Source organism: Undibacterium sp. Ji49W (assembly GCF_049340205.1).
GTDB lineage: Bacteria > Pseudomonadota > Gammaproteobacteria > Burkholderiales > Burkholderiaceae_D > Undibacterium.
This window is the reverse complement of the sequence record NZ_JBMPOW010000018.1, coordinates 69,800-90,869: the sequence shown is the minus strand read 5'-3', so window position 1 is coordinate 90,869 and position 21,070 is coordinate 69,800. Positions and strand designations below refer to the sequence as shown.

At 54.0% G+C, this 21,070-nt stretch carries 18 protein-coding genes; 16 read left to right on the top strand and 2 right to left on the bottom strand.

Annotation, left to right across the window (positions count from 1 at the left end; translation table 11 throughout):
• Positions 1 to 78 precede the first annotated feature (78 nt).
• The 13 genes from ACO0LK_RS20935 to ACO0LK_RS20875 all read left to right on the top strand — a co-directional run bounded on the left by ACO0LK_RS20935 (position 79) and on the right by ACO0LK_RS20875 (position 12,987).
• Positions 79 to 1,215 (top strand): alpha-hydroxy acid oxidase, encoded by a 1,137-nt coding sequence (locus ACO0LK_RS20935; RefSeq protein WP_422978471.1) that lies wholly within the window; start codon positions 79 to 81, stop codon positions 1,213 to 1,215.
• A gap of 26 nt (positions 1,216 to 1,241) precedes the next feature.
• A complete protein-coding gene (locus ACO0LK_RS20930) occupies positions 1,242 to 1,925 on the top strand; it encodes a Fe2+-dependent dioxygenase (protein WP_422978469.1) in 684 nt (227 codons plus the stop codon).
• 106 nt (positions 1,926 to 2,031) lie between these two features.
• On the top strand, positions 2,032 to 2,259 hold the full coding sequence (locus tag ACO0LK_RS20925) for a PepSY domain-containing protein (RefSeq protein ID WP_422978467.1): 228 nt from the start codon (positions 2,032 to 2,034) through the stop codon (positions 2,257 to 2,259).
• 31 nt (positions 2,260 to 2,290) lie between these two features.
• Positions 2,291 to 2,818 (top strand): cytochrome b/b6 domain-containing protein, encoded by a 528-nt coding sequence (locus ACO0LK_RS20920; RefSeq protein ID WP_422978465.1) that lies wholly within the window; start codon positions 2,291 to 2,293, stop codon positions 2,816 to 2,818.
• A gap of 536 nt (positions 2,819 to 3,354) precedes the next feature.
• Positions 3,355 to 4,326, top strand: a complete 972-nt coding sequence (locus tag ACO0LK_RS20915; protein ID WP_422978463.1) for a BadF/BadG/BcrA/BcrD ATPase family protein — start codon at positions 3,355 to 3,357, stop codon at positions 4,324 to 4,326.
• Positions 4,327 to 4,342: 16 nt separating this feature from the next.
• Positions 4,343 to 5,077, top strand: coding sequence for a GntR family transcriptional regulator (locus ACO0LK_RS20910; RefSeq protein ID WP_422978461.1), 735 nt, complete (start codon positions 4,343 to 4,345; stop codon positions 5,075 to 5,077).
• Positions 5,074 to 6,198, top strand: coding sequence for an N-acetylglucosamine-6-phosphate deacetylase (nagA, locus tag ACO0LK_RS20905; RefSeq protein ID WP_422978459.1), 1,125 nt, complete (start codon positions 5,074 to 5,076; stop codon positions 6,196 to 6,198). The genes ACO0LK_RS20910 and nagA overlap by 4 nt, the downstream gene beginning before the upstream one ends.
• A complete protein-coding gene (locus tag ACO0LK_RS20900) occupies positions 6,191 to 7,201 on the top strand; it encodes an SIS domain-containing protein (protein WP_422978611.1) in 1,011 nt (336 codons plus the stop codon). The genes nagA and ACO0LK_RS20900 overlap by 8 nt, the downstream gene beginning before the upstream one ends.
• 176 nt (positions 7,202 to 7,377) lie before the next feature.
• Entirely contained in the window at positions 7,378 to 8,628 is a 1,251-nt protein-coding gene (locus tag ACO0LK_RS20895) for an ABC transporter substrate-binding protein (RefSeq protein WP_422978457.1), read from the top strand.
• Positions 8,625 to 9,518, top strand: coding sequence for a carbohydrate ABC transporter permease (locus ACO0LK_RS20890; RefSeq protein WP_422978455.1), 894 nt, complete (start codon positions 8,625 to 8,627; stop codon positions 9,516 to 9,518). The genes ACO0LK_RS20895 and ACO0LK_RS20890 overlap by 4 nt, the downstream gene beginning before the upstream one ends.
• A 2-nt stretch (positions 9,519 to 9,520) precedes the next feature.
• Positions 9,521 to 10,342 (top strand): carbohydrate ABC transporter permease, encoded by an 822-nt coding sequence (locus ACO0LK_RS20885; RefSeq protein WP_422978453.1) that lies wholly within the window; start codon positions 9,521 to 9,523, stop codon positions 10,340 to 10,342.
• Complete coding sequence (nagZ, locus tag ACO0LK_RS20880; RefSeq protein ID WP_422978451.1) at positions 10,339 to 11,871, top strand: beta-N-acetylhexosaminidase; 1,533 nt, start codon at positions 10,339 to 10,341, stop codon at positions 11,869 to 11,871. The genes ACO0LK_RS20885 and nagZ overlap by 4 nt, the downstream gene beginning before the upstream one ends.
• 15 nt (positions 11,872 to 11,886) lie before the next feature.
• Entirely contained in the window at positions 11,887 to 12,987 is a 1,101-nt protein-coding gene (locus ACO0LK_RS20875) for an ABC transporter ATP-binding protein (RefSeq protein WP_422978449.1), read from the top strand.
• A 31-nt stretch (positions 12,988 to 13,018) separates the two neighbouring features.
• On the opposite strand, the gene ACO0LK_RS20870 is transcribed toward ACO0LK_RS20875, so the two are convergent.
• Together ACO0LK_RS20870 and dfrB are read right to left on the bottom strand one after the other, a co-directional pair.
• A complete protein-coding gene (locus ACO0LK_RS20870) occupies positions 13,019 to 13,234 on the bottom strand; it encodes a DUF4287 domain-containing protein (protein WP_422978447.1) in 216 nt (71 codons plus the stop codon).
• A gap of 165 nt (positions 13,235 to 13,399) precedes the next feature.
• Positions 13,400 to 13,636, bottom strand: coding sequence for a trimethoprim-resistant dihydrofolate reductase DfrB (gene dfrB / locus ACO0LK_RS20865; RefSeq protein ID WP_422978609.1), 237 nt, complete (start codon positions 13,634 to 13,636; stop codon positions 13,400 to 13,402).
• Between the two features lie 383 nt (positions 13,637 to 14,019).
• Here dfrB and ACO0LK_RS20860 point away from each other — a divergent pair, with 383 nt between their 5' ends.
• From ACO0LK_RS20860 to ACO0LK_RS20850, 3 genes are read left to right on the top strand one after another with little or no spacing between them, the layout of a single operon-like run.
• Positions 14,020 to 14,925 carry a substrate-binding periplasmic protein gene (locus ACO0LK_RS20860; protein ID WP_422978445.1) on the top strand — a complete coding sequence of 302 codons (906 nt, stop codon included), beginning with the start codon at positions 14,020 to 14,022 and terminating at the stop codon, positions 14,923 to 14,925.
• A gap of 24 nt (positions 14,926 to 14,949) precedes the next feature.
• Positions 14,950 to 18,024 (top strand): response regulator, encoded by a 3,075-nt coding sequence (locus ACO0LK_RS20855; protein WP_422978443.1) that lies wholly within the window; start codon positions 14,950 to 14,952, stop codon positions 18,022 to 18,024.
• Positions 18,025 to 18,032: 8 nt separating this feature from the next.
• Entirely contained in the window at positions 18,033 to 21,062 is a 3,030-nt protein-coding gene (locus ACO0LK_RS20850) for an EAL domain-containing protein (RefSeq protein ID WP_422978441.1), read from the top strand.
• Positions 21,063 to 21,070: the final 8 nt, after the last annotated feature.

The window sequence follows — 21,070 nt, the reverse complement described above, 5'->3', positions numbered from 1 at the left end:
TCTACGAAATGTGAAGCATCTGCCAGGCGAACTGGTGATTCAGATAAAATACGGGTTCTTTGTTGAAATTGTCCATTGATGAATAAACCGTCCAGCTCTGTTAATCAGCCAGTCGCCGGTGGTGCCACTGGTGGTATTCCGGCAGATATACGCTGCGCCCAGGATTATGAAATCGTGGCGCGGCGTACCATGGCAGAACCCAGCTACGCCTATGTAGCCGGTGGCAGCGGACGCGATCTTACCGTGGCAGCCAACTTGGCCGCGTTTTCACAATGGTCCATCTATCCGCGTGTGTTGCGCGACGTCAAAGACGGGCATACGCGCCTTACATTGGGCGCACAAAGCTTTCTTCATCCCATACTTTTAGCACCCGTGGCTTTCCAGAAGCTTGCCCATCCGGCTGGTGAAATTGATACCGCGCGGGCCGCACAGGCCATGGATAGCTGCATGGTATGCAGCACGCTGGCATCTTGTCGCCTGGAAGACGTGGCGCATGCAGCGGGGCCACACAAGTGGTTTCAACTGTATTTTCAAACCCGTCGTGATGACACACTGGCCCTGCTGGCAAGGGCAGAGGCGGCAGGTTTCAGTGCCATCGTGGTGACGCTGGATGCATCCATACAGGTGGCAAGCATAGGCGCACTGAAAGCAGGTTTTCGCATGCCCGCCGATTGCGTGGCGGTGAATCTGCAAGATGCATCTGCTGAGCCAGAGGCTGACTTTTCTCCGGGGGGCAGTCGCATTTTTCAGGGAGTGATGCGGGCTGCGCCAACTTGGTCTGATCTGGCCTGGCTGATGACGCAAACGTCTTTGCCGGTATGGGTAAAAGGCGTTTTGCATCCCGACGATGCTCGAGCGCTGCAGGCCGCCGGTGTTGCTGGTGTCGTGGTTTCCAACCACGGCGGGCGCAGCCTGGATGGTGCACCTGCCAGCCTGACTGTGTTGCCGGCCATCCGGGCTGCGGTGGGGGACGATTTCCCTTTGTTGCTGGATGGTGGCATACGTTCTGGTGCGGATATTTTCAAAGCGCTGGCGTTGGGGGCCAATGCGGTACTCATAGGGCGTTTGCAAATGTATGCACTGAGTGTTGCCGGTGCCCTGGGCGTGGCCCATATGATCAAACTGTTGCGCGAAGAACTGGAAGTGTGCATGGCCCAGGCCGGCTGCGCCACCCTTAGCGACATCAGCGGCGAGGCTTTGCTTCGCTGTCAATGAATTAACCAATAATTAAGGCTGACGGTATGTTGATTGTGATAGCGAATGTCTTGAGCAAGGATGAAGTCCGGCAGTTCAGGGCGCATCTTGATCAGGCCGAATGGCAGGACGGTGTACGTACTGCCGGTACCCTCGCGCAGCAGGTCAAACGCAATTTGCAGATAGATGACAATTCTGAGCTTGCCATCAAGCTGGGCAATCATATTCTGCGCAATCTGGGTCAGCATCCGGTCTTCATTTCTGCCGCTTTGCCACAAAAAATCTATCCGCCAAAATTCAATTGCTACCAGGATGGTGGCGGATATGGCCTGCATGTTGACAGCGCCATCATGGTGCAGCCCGGCACAGGCCAGAACTTGCGCAGCGATCTGGCTGCCACGCTCTTCCTGGCTGAACCAGAAGAGTATGAAGGCGGCGAGTTGGAAATCGATACCGACTTCGGCGCCCAGACCGTCAAGCTCGCAGCGGGCGACATGGTACTGTACCCGGCTTCCAGCCTGCACCGGGTCACACCCGTGACATCCGGCGCGCGGATTGCTTCGTTTTTCTGGATAGAAAGCATGGTCAGTGACGGTACAGAACGTAGCATGCTGTACGACCTGGATCAGGCAATCCAGAAATTGAGCATGACGGTAGACTCACAAAATTCGGCACTGCTGACGCTGACAGGCGTGTACCATAATCTGTTACGCCGCTGGGCCATCACCTAAGTTTTAAATCACTTGTCAGGAGTAAGCGATGCAATCAAGTATGCGAATAATTACGGGATCAATTACACGATCAATTTTTGTAAAAATCGTCCCGGTGGCGTTTGCTATGGTAGCAAGCAGTGCCTGGGCACATGGCGACGTCAAATGCACCGACCAGCCAAAAGCCAAGTGGCGTCCACATACCGAATTGCAAGAAAAGCTGACCAAAGAAGGCTGGCAAATCCGCCGCATGGAACAAACTACCAGCTGTTACGAAGTCTACGCCAAAGACCCTAAAGGCAAACGCGTTGAAGCATTCTTCAACCCAGTGACCTTCGAACGCGTTGAAGAATAATCAGCCCGCTGGGGACATGCCCGTTCGGGACATGCCCGTCTGGGACCTGACGGTGCGCCTCGTCCATTGGGCACTCGTGCTCAGTATTGCAGCGGCGTGGTTCACCAGCGGCCAGACTGGCGTGGCCCATGAATATATCGGCTATGGCGCTGGCCTGCTGGTAGTAGTACGCCTGATCTGGTCAGGCGTGGGCAATCGCTATGCACGCTTTAGCCAGTTTCTTAAATCGCTGCCAGCGACACTGGATTATGTGCGCCAGGTCATGCGCGCCCAAGCACCGCGTTACGTCGGCCACAACCCCCTGGGTGGCTGGATGGTCGTGGCGCTGCTATCTTGCGTGGTAGTGCTCGTATTGACCGGCTGGGCCATGGGCACCGATCTGCTGTGGGGCTACGCCTGGCCTGTACGCACCCATGTCACCATCGCCTGGATCATGGTCGGCCTGATAGTCTTGCACGTGACAGGCGTCGTATTCACCAGTTGGCAACATCACGAAAACCTGGCCAAAGCCATGCTGACCGGCAAAAAGCCAGCGGCTGGGCCGGGTGATGTGGATTAGTGATAGCAGACGGACAGAATGTCGTATGGGCGTTTTGAAATCTGCGTATCTATAAATTTGAATGTGCATTGGCCCGCACTACACAATTTCCCTATCCACAAATTATCCAAATAAATATTTCCATGTACAGGCAGCAATGCCTTCGTGCACACCACCGATGTCCGGCGGCGATCAGCACCCTAATACCACCTCAATAAATCATCATATTGATTACTTGAATGCCACGCCAGCATGTGCTTGCCATAGTCGCGCGTAGGCATCCCGTGTTTGCCAGTTATCATTCCAAGACTAAGTACTTTACCGTGGTGCATGCAGCTCGTGGCTGTACTGCAACTTGCTTAACGGCTGGCGGGAACTGGCCTGGTTTTAGAGTCAGGTGAAGACAGGCGGGAATTTCGTTACATTTTAAATGAAGATACCACTTAAATACCTATTGACATCCACTAGGGAAAAAACTTACAGTGAAGCCTGAAATGGTAGCAGATGTAGCGTCGCTGGTTTGGTGGCGTCAAAAAACATGAATAGCTCACTTATCAATGAATAAACAAGCAGAAAATCAGCATACACCAGACGGGCAGAATACTGTACACAGTACGCTTGCTGCCATGGCTTGCCGTTATCTTGTCGGTGCCGATGGCGGTGGTACTGGCACGCGAGTGGTGTTGGCTGATGCAGCAGGCAAGGAACTGGGGCGTGGCAGCGCCGGGCCGTCTGGCCTGGCCCTGGGGCGTGACAAGGCCTGGCAATCCATCTTGCAGGCGACGCAGCAGGCATTTGCTGCCGCCGGTCTGGCCATGCCGCCGTTGCAGGAAATTGCCGTTGGCTGCGGACTGGCAGGTGTACACAATATTCATTGGACCAAAGAATTCGTCGCCCTTAATCCCGGCTTTGGTGCCGTCTGCGCTGAAACCGATGCCTATACCACTTTGCTGGGCGCGCTGAATGGCAAGCCTGGCGCAATCATTGCTTTGGGCACTGGCAGCGTTGGCGAAGTATTGCTGGCCAGCGGGCAGCGTCGTGAAGTGGGTGGCTGGGGCTTTCCCGTCAGTGATGAAGCCAGTGGTGCGTGGCTGGGCATGCGTGCAGTGAATCATCTGCAGCGCGTGCTGGATGGTCGTGATCTTGCCAATCCCTTTTCCGGCGCCGTGCTGGCACATTGTGGTGGCGACAAGGACGCCGTCTTTGCCTGGCTGGCGCAGGCCAACCAGACCCGATATGCAGAACTGGCACCATTGGTGATACGCTTTGCCGCCGAAGTCGACGTGGCACGTGCCATCATGCTGGATGCCGGTGCCGAGGTTGCCATCATGGCGCAGGCGCTTGACCCCTCTGGTGATTTGCCGATTGCCCTGTGTGGTGGTCTGGCTGTTGCCGTGTCTGTATATCTGCCAGCAGAACTGGCAGGGCGCATACAACAGCCGCAGGCAGATTCAGCAGCGGGTGCCATGATACTGATACAGCAGTATCTGCAAATCGGACAACACGGGCAACACCGGCAACACCAATAAACCAAGAGAGAGAAACATGCTGGCACAACTGATAGACTTCAAACCTGACGCAGAGAGTTCTACTCCCCTGTATCTGCAGTTGGCAAATAAACTGGCTAACGGCATACATAGCGGTCTGTGGCAACCGGATGAAGCCTTGCCGTCAGAACGCATGCTGTCTGAAACCCTGGATATCTCACGCGTCACCGCACGCAAAGCCATCGACATGTTGTGCGAGCGTGGCATGCTCACCCGTAAGCATGGTTCCGGCACTTACATCACCCCCAAGCTTGAACAACCCTTGTCGCGCCTGACCAACTTCAGTGAAGAATTGCGCAATCGCGGTTTTGTGCCAGGCTCACGCTGGCTGTCACGTGAAACCGGCATCGCATCGCCAGAAGAAATCCTGTCGCTGGGCCTGTCGCCGAATACCGTGGTATCGCGCCTCAAGCGTTTGCGTACTGCCGACAATGTGGTGATGGCGATAGAAAGCACCACCATACCGGCGCTGTATATACCGAACCCGAAACTGGTCAGCGACAGTCTGTATGGCTATCTTGAAACACAGAATCTGTCGCCCACCCGCGCGCTGCAACACATACGCGCTGTCAATGCAACGGCTGAACAGGCAAGACTGGCAGATATCAAACAGGGGGCGGCGATGTTGTTCATCACCCGCGTGGCTTACCTTCCCACTGGCGCAGCGATTGAGCTTTCCCACTCGTATTGCCGCAGTGATTATTATGATTTTGTGGCGGAGTTGTTCAGATGAGTGTGGATCAACAATTGCAGGGTCAAATACTGACGCCACAAGGCTGGGTCCACGGATCGCTGGCCTTCTCTGAAAAAATACAGGCAATTACTGCCACCGATAACACTACGGCAGCAGATGCAGAAAGCAGTTATTACATACTGCCGGGCTTTGTCGATTTGCATGTACATGGTGCCGGTGGCAAAGACACCATGGAAGCCGGTGATGCCGTCGAAGTGATTGCCCGCAAGCATGCACAACATGGCACGACCAGCATGCTGGCTACCACCATGACTGCGCCGCTGGCAGATCTCGAACTGGCCTTGCAGGCCATTCGTCCATCGGCAGAAAAACGCAGCAGCGGTGCTGCCCGCGTGCTGGGCGTGCATCTGGAAGGCCCGTATATCAATCCCGGCAAGCTGGGCGCGCAGCCAGATTTTGCGCATGCAGGCTCGCTGGATCAGGTACGGTACCTGAACGCAATCGCGCCGATCAAACTGATTACCGTGGCACCCGAAATGGAAGGCCATCTGCAACTGGTGCGCGAGCTGACAGACATGGGCATGCAGGTACAGATAGGGCATACCCTGGGTACCTACGAAGAAGGCAAGGCAGCGCTGGAAAACGGTGCCACCGGCTTTACTCACCTCTACAACGCCATGTCACGCATGGATCACAGGGCACCCGGCATGGTCGGTGCTGCTCTTGCGCATGCACAGTTCTCTGAAATTATTCCCGACCTGGTGCATGTGCATCCGGGGGCGATCAGAGCCGCCATGCGCGCCATACCGCATCTGTATTGCGTGACTGATTCCACTGCTGCATCCGGGATGCCGGATGGCCAGTACATGCTGGGCCGCCAGGTCGTGCATAAATGCCTGGGCGGTGTGCGTCTGGAAGACGGCACGCTGGCAGGCAGCACCCTGACCATGGATCAGGCCCTGCGCAATCTGGTCAGCATAGGCCTGGATCTGGAAGATGCATCGAAGCGTGTTTCTACCTACGCAGCCGATTATCTGGGATTGAATGAGCGTGGTCGCCTGCAGGTTGGCAGCTACGCAGACCTGGTCGTGCTGGATCGTCAGCTCAACCTTATCGCTGTTTATGTAGAAGGAGAAAAGATTGACCTCGCAGATGCTTAAGGAAGCATGTTCTTCCGCCGATTTTGTAGCCGCACAACTCACGCAGGATAATGATCGTTACGGCGCACTGGGTGCCCACCTGCGTGCTCATCCGCCAGCTTCGGTCGTGACGGTGGCACGTGGCAGTTCTGACCATGCTGCCAATTATGCGGCCTACCTCATCATGGCCAGGCTGGGACGCATCGTCGCGTCACTGCCCATGTCGCTGGTGACACTCAATAATGCGCCCCTGCACGCCAAAGACGCATTGGCGATTGCGGTTTCGCAATCTGGCCAAAGCCCGGACGTGGTCGAGCCCATCCGTTATTTCCGTGAAGGTGGTGCCACCACCGTGGCGCTGGTGAACGATGCCGCGTCACCCCTGGGGCAAAGCGCAGAATGGACCATGCCCCTGCATGCCGGCCCGGAGCTGAGCGTGGCGGCCACCAAGAGCTTTATTACCTCGCTGGTTGCAGCTGCACGCCTGGTCGGTCACTGGCAGGATGATGCAGAATTTCTGCAAGCCATAGAACAATTGCCAGACGCTTTGCGTGCCGCGACACAATTTGACTGGTCACCAGCACTGGATGTGTTGACACCTGCATCACGCATCATGGTGGTGGGCCGTGGCATCAGCTTCCCTGTGGCATTGGAATCGGCATTGAAGTTCAAGGAAACCTCGGTCATCCAGGCAGAAGCCTTCAGTGGTGCAGAAATCAAGCATGGCCCCATGGCACTGATACATGATGGTTACCCGCTGCTGATCTTCGCAACCCGTGGTCCGTCACAGGCTGGCCAGATCGCCCTTGCCGAAGAAATGCGTGGTCGCGGTGCCAATGTCTTGCTGGCTGCACCTGATGATGTCAAGGAACGTAACCTGACCCTGCCAGTGGCTGCCACACCTGATCTTGACCCCATCGTGGCGATACAGGCGTTTTACGTCATGGCCGCCAATCTGTCGATTGCCCGTGGCCTGGACCCGGACAAGCCACGTCATCTCAGTAAAGTGACAAAAACCAATTAGACTGTAGCACTACGCCGCCACGCTATTTTTTAAAAACTTAAAAAATAGATACTCCCCCTAGTATTTTTACTAACAGCAATGCAGATGTAGAAAAAATGCGAAATTTGATAGAAATTGGGGGGAGTATTACCAAGGCTTGCGGCCTGGGGCAAAACCGCTGGCTCAGGTGCATGACCATGCTGCTTGTTTTGAGCCTGGGTTTCAGTCTGCATGGCAATGCCTTCGCTGTCCAGAAAATCGAATTCTGGACCATGAGCCTCAAGCCAAAATTCATCCCTTACTTCCAGCAACTGGTTAGCAACTACGAAGCGCAACACCCCGGCATCAAGCTCGAATGGGTGGATTTTCCCTGGGATATCTTGCAGTTGAAACTGATCACTGCCATTGCAGCCGGTACCCCGCCGGCGCTGGTGAATCTGAGTGTGCCCTGGGCAGAAGAAATGGCGCGTGACGGTTTGCTGGAGCCAGTCGATGCCTGGCTGTCAGCACCGGGCGCGCCAGTTGATTACACCGATGCGGCGCTGGCCGATTTGCGTTTCAATGGCAAGGTGTATGGCTTCCCGCATTACAGCAACGTCAATGTCATCGCCTATAACCGCAAGATACTGGCAGCCGCCGGCATCACTCAGGCACCCAGAAGCATGGATGAATTGCTGGCACAGGCGGTGCTGATTTCTGCCAAAACCGGCAAGCCCGGTTATGCACCGGCACTGGGCAAGATCGATGGTTTCTTCATGCAGCAGGGGCTGGATTTGCTGCGCGATGGCAAGGCCGTTTTCAATTCACCAGCCCATGTGGCGCTGGTCAAAAAACTGGCGGCGACCTACAAGGCAAACGGTTTTTTGAAAGACAAATTATTTGCCGAAGATAACTTCCCGGCGGTGGTGGATGCCTATCTGGGCGGGCGGCTGGGTGTCATGGTCAGCGCACCCACTGCCATCAAACGCATACAGACAGACGCGCCGGAAGTGTATGCGCAGACCGGTATTTTTCCGGTACCAACGGGGCCAACAGGCATCAATGACGGTGGCTGGTTATTCCACTTTGCCATACCCAGGGGTGTCAAAAAACAGCAACTGCCCGAGATTGCCGCTTTTGCCCGCTACCTGACCAGCAACGCCAACCAACTGACGTTTGCACGGCTGGCCGGTGTTATGCCGACCACCAGGCAGGCTTTGTCCAATCCTTACTTCAAGAAAGTAGCGGCGAACGCCGGTGCATCAGAACAGGCACTGGCAGTCGCTGCCAATTCCATGAACGCCTCGCGCAGTCTGTACGTCAGTGGTATTGATGATTATGATGAATTGCGCCGTTTCCTGGTCAAGGCAGTGGAAGCCGGCGTCACCGGTCGCCGCGATATGCAGCAAGCCCTGGATGAAGCCGTCGCCATCTGGAACCGTAAATTGCAGGGGGCAAAGCAGCCATGAACAGACAAACTGCATCCGCTTCCATGACAAGACGGCGTAATCTGCTGGCCTATGCCTTCCTGGCACCGGCCCTGTTGTTGCTGCTGATGTTTTCTTTCTGGCCGGTAATGTATGGCTCTTACCTCAGCTTTACCGATTTTAGTCTGATACGCGAAGTGCATTGGGTGGGCTTTGCCAACTACCGTGCCCTGTTTGCGAATGACATGTTTTTGACCGGGCTTAAGAACTCGCTGCTGTTTTTGCTGGTCGTACCTTTTACACAGTTAGGTGCTATCTCGCTGGCCGTGCTGGTCAATAATCAGTTACCCGGCATACGCTGGTTTCGTGCTGCCTATTATGTGCCGGTGGTGACCACTGTTTCAGTGGTGGGCATCATGTGGGGTTTCATGTTCCATGAACAGGGCACGCTCAATTATGTGCTGCTGCAACTGCATGTGATTGCAGCGCCGCTGGGCTGGCTGTCGGACGATACCCTGGCCCTGTTCGCTGTCATGTTCGTCTCTTTCTGGCGTGGCCTGGGCTGGTATATGGTCATGTACCTCGCAGCTCTGCAATCGCTGCCATCCGAGATGCAGGAAGCCGCCATACTCGACGGTGCCAATCGCTGGCAACGTTTCTGGCGTATCACCGTGCCGATGTTGAAACCAACCATCCTGGTATGCAGCATCATGTCGGTTCTGGCGGCTTTGAAGGCATATCAGGAAGTCGATGTGCTGACCCAGGGTGGCCCCATGAATTCCACCTTCACGGCCCTGTATTATGCGTATGACCAGGGGCTAAAACACCTGAAGCTGCCGCGTGGTCTGGCTGCCAGTTTCGTGGTGTCTGTGTGTTGCATGGCGATTGCCTTTGCCTGCCTGCGCTGGCTTAAACCCGGGCATAGGGAATGAGCATGAACATCAAAAAAATCCTGCGCACGGCATCGCAATATGGCTTGCTGAGCCTGATTGCCGTCATCTGTATTTTTCCATTCTGGTGGACGCTGGTGGTGGCAATGTCTACCGAAGGCAATCTGTTTGAATTTCCGCCTACCTTCTGGCCGCGCGGTATGTCGCTGGACAATTTTATCGAGGCATTCCGCGTCATACCCATCATTGCTTTCTACAAAAATTCTTTGCTGATCACCCTGGCGACAGTGCTGGGAAAACTGGTGGTGTGTTCACTGGCGGCTTATCCTTTGTCACGCATGCAGTTCAGCGGCAGCAAGCTCATCATGGGGGTGATACTGGCAACCATGATCTTGCCGTCTGAAGTTAACTTTCTGGTCAATTTTATTACCATCACCAAGATATCCCTGGTGAATACCTATACCGCCGTGGTGTTGCCGAATATCGTGACAGCAGTGTCCATACTCTTGCTGAAACAGGCTTTCGATGAAGTACCGCAAGACTTGCTGGATGCAGCAAGGGTGGATGGTGCTAGTGAATGGGTCATCTTTTACCGCATCGTCTTGCCGCTGATTACCCCCTGGCTGGCAACAGTGGGCATACTGACCGCAGTCGAGGCCTGGAATGAATACATCTGGCCATCTATCGTCATCAGCAAGCCGGAAGATTTTCCCCTGTCAGCAGGTGTGCTGTATTTGCGCGGCACCTACGGCAGCAGCACCCGCGTGATCGCGGCAGGAACCATTTTGACAGTCGCGCCTATATTGGTCGCCTTTTTATTTACCCAGCGCTTTTTTATGCGCGGCATGGATGGAGCAGTGAAATGATGCAAGACAACAATAATCAGCAAACCCTGACACGTGAAACAGCACGCCGCCTGGCCGGGCAACTGGTGATGATACGCATGCCCATCACCAGCCTTGACGACGCATCGGTACAATTTTTAAAAGACAATTACATCCGTGGTATTTGCCTGTTCAGGCAAAACATGGTGGACGAAATCCAGTTGAAGAAACTTACGGCTGATCTGCGCATTGCCTTGGGGGAGGAAGCGCTGATCGGTATCGATCAGGAAGGGGGCGCAGTCGTGCGTTCCACCTGGGTACCGCAGCCCCCGGCGGCAATGTCGCTGGGGGCCAGCGATGACCCGGAACTATGCCGCCAGGTGGGGGCCGCAGTTGCCCGTGGCGTCAAGGCTCTGGGTTTCAACTGGAACTTTGCACCGGTGCTGGATTTGAACAATAACGTCGATAACCCCGTCATCTCTGAACGTTCGTTCGGCTCTGACCCAAAGCGTGCCAGTGAACTGGCGCTGGCCTGGATGGATGGCAGCCTGTCTGAAGGTGTGGCTTGCTGCGTCAAGCACTTCCCCGGTCATGGTGACACCAATGTCGATTCCCACCGTGATTTGCCCACCGTGAACAAAAGCCTGGCCGAATTGCAGGCACTGGAACTGGCCCCGTTCCAGACCGCAGTCAGCCGCAATGCCCCCGCCATGATGACTGCGCATATCGTCTACCCGGCACTGGATGCAGACAATCCCGCCACCATGTCCAAACCTATCTTGACTGGCCTGCTGCGTGACCAATGGAATTACCAGGGCGTGGTCATCACCGACGGCATGGACATGCACGCCATCGCCGGGCGCTACGGCGTCGGCAATGCGGCAGTGCGCGCCTTGCTGGCGGGGGCTGATATGGTCATGGCATTGGGCACCACAGAAACCCAGCTCGAAACCCTGAATGCACTGACCGAAGTCATTTTGTCTGGCGGCATTTCTTTGGCCGAAGTACAGCAAAAACTACAGCGCATGACGGCGCTGACAAAAACCTATCCCTGCATAGACACCGCCTACCAGACCGACATGGCCGACCGCATCCTCATGTCCAGCGCCTGGAAGCGCGGCCTGACCACGCAGGGCAATCCCGTACCGCCAGCAAGGGGTAGCAAGGTGCGCCTGATCATCAGCGCCGATGTCGTCAGCGATGGCGTGTCAGAAGCGGGCATCTCCGCAGCCAAGGTCAGTGCCATGCTGTCCAGCTTGTATGATGTAGACACCGTTACCTTTGACAAGGCCGACACCTTTGACTGGAGCGCCTTGCCCGATGATGGCCGCTTTGTCATACTCGCATCCACCGTGCGCATACGCTACAGCAAACAGGTACGCGACAGCTGGAAGCCAGACCTGCAGCTGGTCTTGTGGAACCCGTTCCAGATGCTAGACATCCAGGCCCCGGCCCTGATCACCTATGGCTTCGCACCACCCGCCATCGATGCCGCACGCGCCTGGTTTGCCGCTGAAGTACTCGCCAGCGGCCAGATCCCGGTCGCCGGGTTTTCAAGCGCTGCAAGCTAATCAAAGGGGCAGGGCATGGCCGAAGTCAGACTACAGCAGATCAGCAAATCCTATGGCAATAACCAGGTCTTGCAAGGCATAGACCTGCACGTGCGCAATGGTGAATTCATGGTCTTCGTCGGCCCATCGGGCTGCGGCAAATCGACCCTGCTGCGCATGATCGCCGGCCTTGAAGATATCAGCGCCGGTGAACTGTACATCGGTGACGCGCTGGCCAACGACATCCCACCCGCCAAACGTGGCCTGGCCATGGTGTTTCAGTCGTATGCCCTGTATCCGCACATGACCGTGTATGACAACATGGCTTTCAGCCTTAGCCTTGGCAGCATGAGCAAGCAAGACATTGATGCAGCGGTGCAGCACGCCGCTGGCATTTTGCAAATGACCCACCTGCTGCAACGCAAGCCGCGTGACCTGTCCGGCGGCCAGCGCCAGCGCGTCGCCATCGGGCGCGCCATCGTCCGCAAACCCGGCCTGTTTTTGTTTGATGAACCGCTATCCAATCTCGACGCCAGCCTGCGTGTGCAAATGCGCATAGAACTCAGCAAGCTGCACCGGGAACTGGCCGCCACCATGATCTACGTGACGCACGATCAGGTCGAAGCCATGACTCTGGGCCAGCGCATCGCCGTCTTCAACGGCGGCAAGATAGAACAGATAGGCGCACCGCTGGAACTGTACGACAGACCCGCCAACCGCTTCGTCGCCGGTTTTCTGGGTTCTCCCAAAATGAATTTCCTGCAAGGTAAAGTCAGCCGCTGCGCCGACAACCAGGCAACAGTAAGCCTGGTCGGAGGAGCACAACTAGAGGTCAGCATCCCCTCCTGCGCACTCACAGAAGGACAGGAAGTCAGCATAGGCATACGCGCAGAACACGTGGTGCCAGCAGCACAAACACCAGACCGCAACAACCAGCTCACCGCCTGCATCAGCTTCATCGAACACCTGGGCGACGCCGCCATCGTCTACGCCACATTGCCCGGCGAAGAAAATCTTTTCGCTATCAAGCTGCCAGCGGATACCTCAGATTTATTCTCGGGAGCGGATTTGCGGATTCAATTGCCGGCGGGGAGGTGTCATGTGTTTGATGCCAATGGTGTGGCTTTAGGTCGATAAGCCAGCGACCACAACGACCACAACGACCAGTCTATTTTTTGTCTTCACTCAAGGCATAGGCAACAATCGCATTGGCATGCCCATGCCCCATTTCATGTTCAGCTTTGAGTTTGTTGACAATTTCCATGTGCTTCAACCCCTTGTTTTGCTGAACTAGGTCCAGCCAGTACTGGATAGGTTTGCCATACTTTTTTTCTATCGATGGAAAATAAGAAGCGGGACCTGTGACTTTTTCTTCGCTGGACATGTGGTATTTCCTTTCTCTGACTTGTTTTAATGCATACCCGGTTTTTATCTATGGAAAGTCGGTTTGATGCGCAGCGCTGCTGTTTTGTGTCAGTCCTATGTATTTCTATTTTCGACATGAGGGGCGGCACACAGCTTGCCGGGCGACCTTCTCTCGATTGAGGACTTAGGTCACGCGCTCAAGCGCAGCCACAGGATAAATTTGTACTGAACCTGGGTGAGACTCGGACTCGACGGCATAGCCCTCAGGCGTCAGTTTTGTGCTGTACCAGCCGACTACTTGGCCCTGCCAAGCGGCACCAGATTTCTTGCGTACGCGATCTCCCATGCCAAACGTGGCGCGCAAGGGGAACGCAAACTGGCCAGCAACTGGAGTACTGACTTCATCGCTACTTTGATCCATATCTAAGCTTTCTTTTGAATGTCTTGATGTGATCCCTTGATCCATTCTACTACTTGATCGAGCGATGACATTGAAATTTCGCCCAAAGCAGCCTGGCACCGTTACTCCATTTCTCCTTGGAATTGATTGTGCCGCTTCATTCTTAAACATCCCGGTCTTGCAGGATTTGTCTGTGCTCATTGTCGATACAGAAAACCAGTCTGCCCACACATCTGTCTTGAAATCCGCAGAAAACGAAAGTTGCTCTTGTGATATTCGCTCAATTGGGGAATACTGCATTCAGGTATTGTCAGTGGCTTATCGACAAGTCAGGATAGAATCAGCTTGAAAGTGGGAAGCCCATGTTCCTTGCTATGCACATTTCCTCAGATCGGCTCAGGCGCATGGCTGCGTGCCATGCAGGGCTGAGTAAGGTCGCGCCTGGGCTGTTGCGTGCCATGCTGGCATCCTGTTTTTGCGTGCTGCTTTGTGCCAGTGCGTTTTCATTCGCAGGCGAGGCCAGTCAGAAGTCCAGTCTGAAATATTTCCCGGTTGGCCCTATCTACGAATACCGCTGGAAGTTGCTTGAACTTGCACTCGCACATACCCGTGATGAAGCAGCCGATGTGCGGCTGGAACCCTTTGCTGAAGACGTGACGCAGAATCGTGGTATTTCCTTATTGCAGTCAGGGGCGATCGATGTGATTGCCCTGGGCACCAATACCGAGCGCGAGGCGCAGATGCTGCCTGTCAAAATCGACATCTTGCGTGGAATTATCGGTTATCGGGTGTTGGTGATTCGCAAGGCAGACCAGGCCAGTATTGCGCTGATGGATGAACAGGCATTGCGTCAACAACTGACTTTTGGCCTGAATAGCCAGTGGGCTGATTTGGCGATTTTACGTGCCAATGGGTTTACGGTAGTGACTTCGACCAATTATGAAAACCTGTTTGGTATGTTGGCGGGTGGGCGCTTTGATGCATTTACGCGCGGTTTGAATGAAGCCTATCTGGAAATTGAAAAACATAAGGCGCAATTTCCCCAGTTGACGACAGAAAAAAGCAAGGCGCTGTATTTTCCTTACCCTGTTTATTTTTGGGTTCGCAAAGACAATAAACAACTTGCATCAAGAATCGAGCGTGGATTGAAGCTGGCTTTGGCAGATGGTTCATTTCGCCGGCTATTCGAGTCTTATCATGCAAAAGAAATAAAGCAGTTGGCAAGCGAGCGGCGTCAGTTAATCCGTCTTGCCAACCCCGTCTTGCCAGCAGATACCCTGGAACCGGATACCCGCTGGTGGTGGCATTAGATATAGTTTTTGGAAGGAAAATTGATGTTCCTGGCGCAGACACTTTCCCGACGTTTGTTGTACACCATGCTGCCATGGTATCTGCTGGTGGCCATCAGCATGACAGCGGCACAATTGCTGATCCAGTATGTCAGCGTTAGCCGTGATATTGATGGCGATCTGGTTTCATTGGGGCAGACGATTGCCCCGCATGTGAGCAATGCAGTATGGGAACTGGACCGTCCGCAATTATTGAGCATTGCACAAAGTGTCAGCCAGAATGCGATTGTTAGTGGTGTGCAGATTGAAAATGCTGCTGGTGAAATCTTGCTGGAAATGGGCAATGTGCCGCCAACGGCCAAAGAGCCAGCAGGGTTTTTTACGCGCCAGATCAAGCGTTCCCTTATTCCTCTTTTTTATCATGCGCCACGTGGCGACAGCCGTTTGCTTGGTCAGTTGAAGATGTATTCTGGTCATGATGTGATACTGGATCGTGTCAAATACGGTTTCCTGATCGTGTTGCTGAATTCCATTATTGTTACCAGTGCCTTGTGGCTGATTTTTTTGTGGACCATACGCTATCGTCTATCCAATTCTGTGACCACCGTCGCCACGGCTGTTGCGAACTGGCGTTTTCGTGCCAGCGATATGCCGATGGAAGATATCACTTATCCGTATCGGGATGAACTGGGTGAACTGGTGAAGGCTTTCAATGAAAGCCGTCAGCAGTTGTTTGATTCCTTGCAGGAGCTTGACGAACTCAATCACAACCTGGAAAAAATAGTGACTGAGCGCACCCAGGAATTGCAAACAGCCAAGGAACAGGCTGAATCTGCCAATCTTGCCAAAGGCCAGTTTCTGGCGAATATGAGTCATGAAATCCGCACACCCATGAATGCAGTGCTGGGCATGCTGTATCTGGCGCTGAAAGGCGAGCTGAACTCGACTCAACGCAATTATTTAAGCAAGGCGCAAGGCGCAGCCCGTTCGCTGTTGGGTATCATCAATGACATACTGGATTTTTCAAAGATAGCCGCAGGCAAGCTGGAGATTGAGCAAATTGAATTCTCGCTCGAAGCAGTGCTTGAACAACTAACCGATGCCATCAGCTACCAGGCTGAACACAAGGGCATAGAATTCCTGATCCGGTATGACGTTGCCATACCCCCTGTGTTGATAGGTGACCCTTTGCGGCTGGGGCAGGTCTTATTGAATTTGTGTGGCAATGCTGTCAAATTTACAGAACAAGGCGAGGTGGAGCTAGGCTTTCAATGCCTGTCATTGACAGCGACAGATGTCAGGCTGCAAGTGTATGTGCGGGATTCTGGCATAGGTATCGCCGCAGATATGCGGGACGGTTTGTTCACTAAATTTACCCAGGCAGACCAGTCGACCACACGCCGTTTTGGCGGCACGGGGCTGGGCCTGGCAATCTGTAAAAATCTGGTTGAGTTGATGGATGGGCAGATTTGGATAGAAGATACCCAGCCTGGCAAGGGCACCACCTTTTGCTTTACCGTCCAGCTGAAAATCGCAACCAAGACGCAGACCGCTGCCACCAGCCTGATAGAACAAACCGGGCGCCTGCTGGATGACTTGCGCATTCTGGTGGTGGATGACAATCAGGTATCGCGTGAGATTCTGACAGAAATGTTGAGCTATTTTCATGTGGATGTCAGCACCGCAGAAAATGGTGGCAGTGCACTGGACATGCTCAGAAACGCGGGCGAAAAGGCTTATGACCTGGTTTTGATAGACTGGCGCATGCCGGGTATGAACGGCGACGAGGTGACCAGGCGCATACGCAGTGATACCGCCATCAGGTCTCAACCCAGGATAGTGATGGTGACCGCCTATGGTCGCGAGGATGTGATACGTTTTGCCGAGCAGGCGGGCGTGGATGGTTTTCTCATCAAGCCGGTATCACCTTCTGCCTTGTTGGATGGCATCTTGACGGTGTTGGGTCGCGCCCGCATTCTGGGAAGTGCAGACAGGCTGCGTATCACGCTGCCCGACCTGGCTGTCAGTGGCCAACTGGCGGGTGCCAGTATTTTGCTGGTGGAAGACAATGATATCAATCGTGAGTTTGTCACCGAATTTTTGCGCAGCGAAGGTATTGATGTGGATCAGGCCGTCAATGGCCTGGACGCAATCGAGCAAGTGCAAAGACGTGACTATGACGCCGTGCTGATGGATATACAGATGCCGGTCCTGGATGGCCTGGAGGCGGCACGGCGTATCCGTGCCCTGGTCAATGCGGATGGCAGTGCACGTTTTGCGCAACTCCCTATTATTGCGACGACCGCGCTGGCAATGGCACATGATGCTGAAAAGACACAGGCTGCGGGGATGAATGATCATGTCACCAAACCGATCGCACCAGAGAAACTGATGGCAGTATTGGCCAGGTGGATACACATTCCAGATCCCAGAACAGGTGTGCGTATTGCCGCCCGGCAGGTACATGAAATACCGCCAGAGTGGCTGGCTGTGACGGGGCTGGATGCGCGCGAGGGTGTGCGTCGTATAGGTGGAAAAACCGCCGCTTATCTAAAGCAGTTGCGTCGCTTCAGGGGCAATTATGCAGATATGAGCAGCCACTTGAAAAAAATGCTGGAACAAAAAAATCTGCAACAGGCAGAAGAGTATTGTCATATGCTGAAGGGCGTAACCGGAAATGTGGCTGCCGTCGCGTTGCACAGTAAAATAGTCGACATTGATAAGGTGCTAAAACAGGGCGAAGTGCCTGCTCAGACACTGCTGGATGAGCTGCAAGGCCTGGTACAGGACCTGTTTGCTGATATTGACAGACTGGACAGCGCAGCAGAAGCGGCCAGGACTATAGCCAACGCCAATACTGACGCCAACACTAACGCCCTGGCGTCAGCAAGCCTGGATGCGACACAAGTCAACGTGCTATTGCAACAACTGCGTCAGGCATTGGAGTATGATCTGGGTAGTGTCGAGCCGGTAATGGGGCGATTGCAGGCCGGGGTCAGCGGGACGCATCTGCAAGCGGATCTGGCTGCCATTGCGGCCAGTGTTGAAGTGTTTGATATTGATGCCGCGCTTGCCTTGCTGTCCGATCTGAAAAAACGTCTGAGTCCACTAAGCGAATGACAAGTATCATGACCGACATTGCCAATACTGCCCATACTGCCCATGTAAATAATACCCGCCAGCGCATACTCATCGTCGATGATGTGGTTGAAAATCTGCACGGCCTGATGAACATGCTGCGTGACGCGTACGCCATCATTGCCGCCAGTACCGGCGAAAAGGCTCTGGAACTGGCACAACGGCAACCGCAACCTGATCTGATATTGCTGGATATAAAAATGCCGGGAATGGATGGTTACTCTGTCCTGGCGCATTTGAAAGCCAACCAGGCTACGGCAGACATCCCGGTAATTTTTGTGACTGCCATTTCAGATGCTGGTGATGAGGCACGTGGACTGACCCTGGGTGTGGCCGATTACATTACCAAGCCCGTCAATCCCGATCTTTTGTTGTTGCGCGTGCGCATACAGCTTGAATTGCAGCGCTATCGCCGTTATCCCATCAATTTTGATATCACCCGCCATATTGATCCGGCGCATCCACCCACGCTGCTGTTGGTGGATGACGTACCGGAAAATATTCATGAATTGATGGAAGCACTGAAAGGCAGTTATCGCATCACGGTGGCCAATTCCGGTGCCAGGGCGATTGAAATGGTCGCTGGTGCAACGCCGCCCGATCTGGTCCTGCTTGATATCATGATGCCGGGTATGGATGGGTATGAAGTTTGCCGGCGCATTAAGGCTACTGCTACCGGCAATCGTATCCCCGTCATTTTTGTGACCATCTTCGATACCAAACAACAAAAACTCAAGGGCTTTGACGTTGGCGGTGCCGACTACATTACCAAGCCCTTTGATATAGACGAGGTGCATGCGCGGGTGCGCACGCATCTGGAGCTGGCCAGGCTCAGGCATTTTCTTGAACTGCTGGTGGCACAACGAACGGCCTTGCTGATCAAGAGTGAAGAAAAATACCGCATCCTGGCTGATTATTCACCCAACTGGGAATACTGGATGGCACCCGATGGCAGCTATCTGTATGTATCCCCGGCTTGTCTGGATGATTCAGGCTATACTCCGGAAGAGTTTTTTGCTGATGCCGGACTGATAGAAAAAATCATACACCCTGATGATCTGGATGCCTGGAAATTGCATGGACCCCATTCAGGTGATGCCGGTGATGTGAATGATGCAAATGGTACAAATAGTGCAAATGGTGCAAATGGTTCTGCACTGATTTTTCGCATAAAAGCCAAGGACGGTGTCGAGCACTGGATCGAGCATGTGTGCAAGAGGGTGCACGATGCCAGGGGTAAATACCTGGGCTTGCGTGGCTCACACCGCGATATCTCGCAAAGGCGCTATGCCGAAGAAAAGCTGGATTTTTTTATCAATCGCGATCCGCTCACAGGCTTGCCCAATCGTGCACTGTTCCATGAATTATTAAATCATGCCTTGCAGTATGCTGAACGTGAACACACACAGTTTGCCTTGCTTTACATTGATCTCGATAATTTTAAAACCATCAATGAAAGCCTGGGCCATAGCCTGGGCGACCAATTATTGATAGAAGCCGCACGGCGTCTGAAAACCCTGCTGCCCGATAGCAATGCCATTGCACGTATCAGTGGTGATGAGTTCAATATCATCCTTCATCCGGGAGATGGTATGCCCTGGGTAGACCTGCTGGCACAGCGCGTGATAGAGGAAATGGCCAGGCCCGTCGAACTTGGTCCGCATAGCGTGTACGTCGGTGCCAGTATCGGCATTGCCCTGTATCCGAATGATGGTAGCGATACTGAATCGCTGCAAAGCAATGCTGCCTCTGCCCTGCATCAGGCCAAGGCACAGGGGCGTGGTATCTTGCGCTTCTTTTCTTCTGACATGAGCCGTCGCGCCAAAGAACGTCTGACGCTGGAAGCAGATTTGCGCCGCAGTATAGAACGTGACGAGTTGCGCCTGCATTATCAACCCCAGGTGGATTTGATTAGCGGCCACATCGTGGGGCTGGAGGCGCTGGTGCGCTGGCAACATCCTGTGCGTGGCCTGATCCCGCCAAACAGTTTCATTTCGCTGGCTGAAGAGAGCGGTTTCATCGTGCAGTTGGGGGCCTGGGTCTTGCACAAGGCTTGCCAGCAAATCAGGCAGTGGTCAGACATGGGGTTTTCTTTGCGTCAGGTTGCTGTGAATATATCAGCATTGCAGTTGAGTCGCGGAAATCTGGTAGAAATAGTGCGGGCATGTTTGCAAGAAACCGGCATCGCAGCTCACCAGCTGGAACTGGAAATCACTGAAAGCAGCATCATGCTGGATCAGGAGCAATCTTTCAAATCCCTGGCGGATTTAAAGGCGCTGGGTGTACGCTTGTCTATTGATGATTTTGGCACGGGTTATTCTTCTCTCGCCTATCTGCAACAGCTCGAAGTACACAAGCTCAAGGTTGACATGGCCTTTGTGCGCGACATGACGAGCAACAGCGGCAATGCTTCCATCGTCAAGGCCATCATTGCCATGGGTCATAGCCTGGGTCTGGAAGTCATTGCGGAAGGTGTCGAAGATATAGGTCAGGCGCGCTATCTGCGGTCCCTGCAATGCGATGTGATTCAGGGTTACCTGATCAGCAAACCGCTACCAGGTGACGCCATGACGGATTTCATGGATACCTATGTTCCGCAAGAAACGCAGGCGAAAGAAGAGCGCCTGGCACTGTTGCTGGTGGATGATGAGGCGGGTATTCTGTCTTCGCTTTCGCGTTTATTCCGACGTGAAAATTATCATATACTGGTTGCCAGCGGTGCTGAAGAAGCGCTGGCCTTACTGGCATTACATCCCGTGGGCGTGATCCTGACTGATCAAAGAATGCCAGGCATGACAGGCACAGAATTATTGGCCCGTGCGCGCAAACTATATCCCAGGACGGTACGCATGATCTTGTCTGGGTATACCGGCCTGGATAGTCTGACGGAGGCAATCAATCGTGGTGAAATTTATAAATTCCTGACCAAACCCTGGGACGACCAGGATTTGCTGGAAGCAGTGCGCGATGGTTTCCGGCGCTATGCCGAGTTGAATGGCAATGAAACACAAAATGAATAAACAGGACT

Bases quoted from the DNA above. Each gene is read 5' to 3' on its own strand.
- ACO0LK_RS20935 (WP_422978471.1), top strand. From the start codon at position 79: ATGAATAAACCGTCCAGCTCTGTTAATCAGCCAGTCGCCGGTGGTGCC.
- ACO0LK_RS20930 (WP_422978469.1), top strand. From the start codon at position 1,242: ATGTTGATTGTGATAGCGAATGTCTTGAGCAAGGATGAAGTCCGGCAG.
- ACO0LK_RS20925 (WP_422978467.1), top strand. From the start codon at position 2,032: ATGGTAGCAAGCAGTGCCTGGGCACATGGCGACGTCAAATGCACCGAC.
- ACO0LK_RS20920 (WP_422978465.1), top strand. From the start codon at position 2,291: ATGCCCGTCTGGGACCTGACGGTGCGCCTCGTCCATTGGGCACTCGTG.
- ACO0LK_RS20915 (WP_422978463.1), top strand. From the start codon at position 3,355: ATGAATAAACAAGCAGAAAATCAGCATACACCAGACGGGCAGAATACT.
- ACO0LK_RS20910 (WP_422978461.1), top strand. From the start codon at position 4,343: ATGCTGGCACAACTGATAGACTTCAAACCTGACGCAGAGAGTTCTACT.
- nagA (WP_422978459.1), top strand. From the start codon at position 5,074: ATGAGTGTGGATCAACAATTGCAGGGTCAAATACTGACGCCACAAGGC.
- ACO0LK_RS20900 (WP_422978611.1), top strand. From the start codon at position 6,191: ATGCTTAAGGAAGCATGTTCTTCCGCCGATTTTGTAGCCGCACAACTC.
- ACO0LK_RS20895 (WP_422978457.1), top strand. From the start codon at position 7,378: ATGCTGCTTGTTTTGAGCCTGGGTTTCAGTCTGCATGGCAATGCCTTC.
- ACO0LK_RS20890 (WP_422978455.1), top strand. From the start codon at position 8,625: ATGAACAGACAAACTGCATCCGCTTCCATGACAAGACGGCGTAATCTG.
- ACO0LK_RS20885 (WP_422978453.1), top strand. From the start codon at position 9,521: ATGAACATCAAAAAAATCCTGCGCACGGCATCGCAATATGGCTTGCTG.
- nagZ (WP_422978451.1), top strand. From the start codon at position 10,339: ATGATGCAAGACAACAATAATCAGCAAACCCTGACACGTGAAACAGCA.
- ACO0LK_RS20875 (WP_422978449.1), top strand. From the start codon at position 11,887: ATGGCCGAAGTCAGACTACAGCAGATCAGCAAATCCTATGGCAATAAC.
- ACO0LK_RS20870 (WP_422978447.1), bottom strand. From the start codon at position 13,234: ATGTCCAGCGAAGAAAAAGTCACAGGTCCCGCTTCTTATTTTCCATCG.
- dfrB (WP_422978609.1), bottom strand. From the start codon at position 13,636: ATGGATCAAAGTAGCGATGAAGTCAGTACTCCAGTTGCTGGCCAGTTT.
- ACO0LK_RS20860 (WP_422978445.1), top strand. From the start codon at position 14,020: ATGGCTGCGTGCCATGCAGGGCTGAGTAAGGTCGCGCCTGGGCTGTTG.
- ACO0LK_RS20855 (WP_422978443.1), top strand. From the start codon at position 14,950: ATGTTCCTGGCGCAGACACTTTCCCGACGTTTGTTGTACACCATGCTG.
- ACO0LK_RS20850 (WP_422978441.1), top strand. From the start codon at position 18,033: ATGACCGACATTGCCAATACTGCCCATACTGCCCATGTAAATAATACC.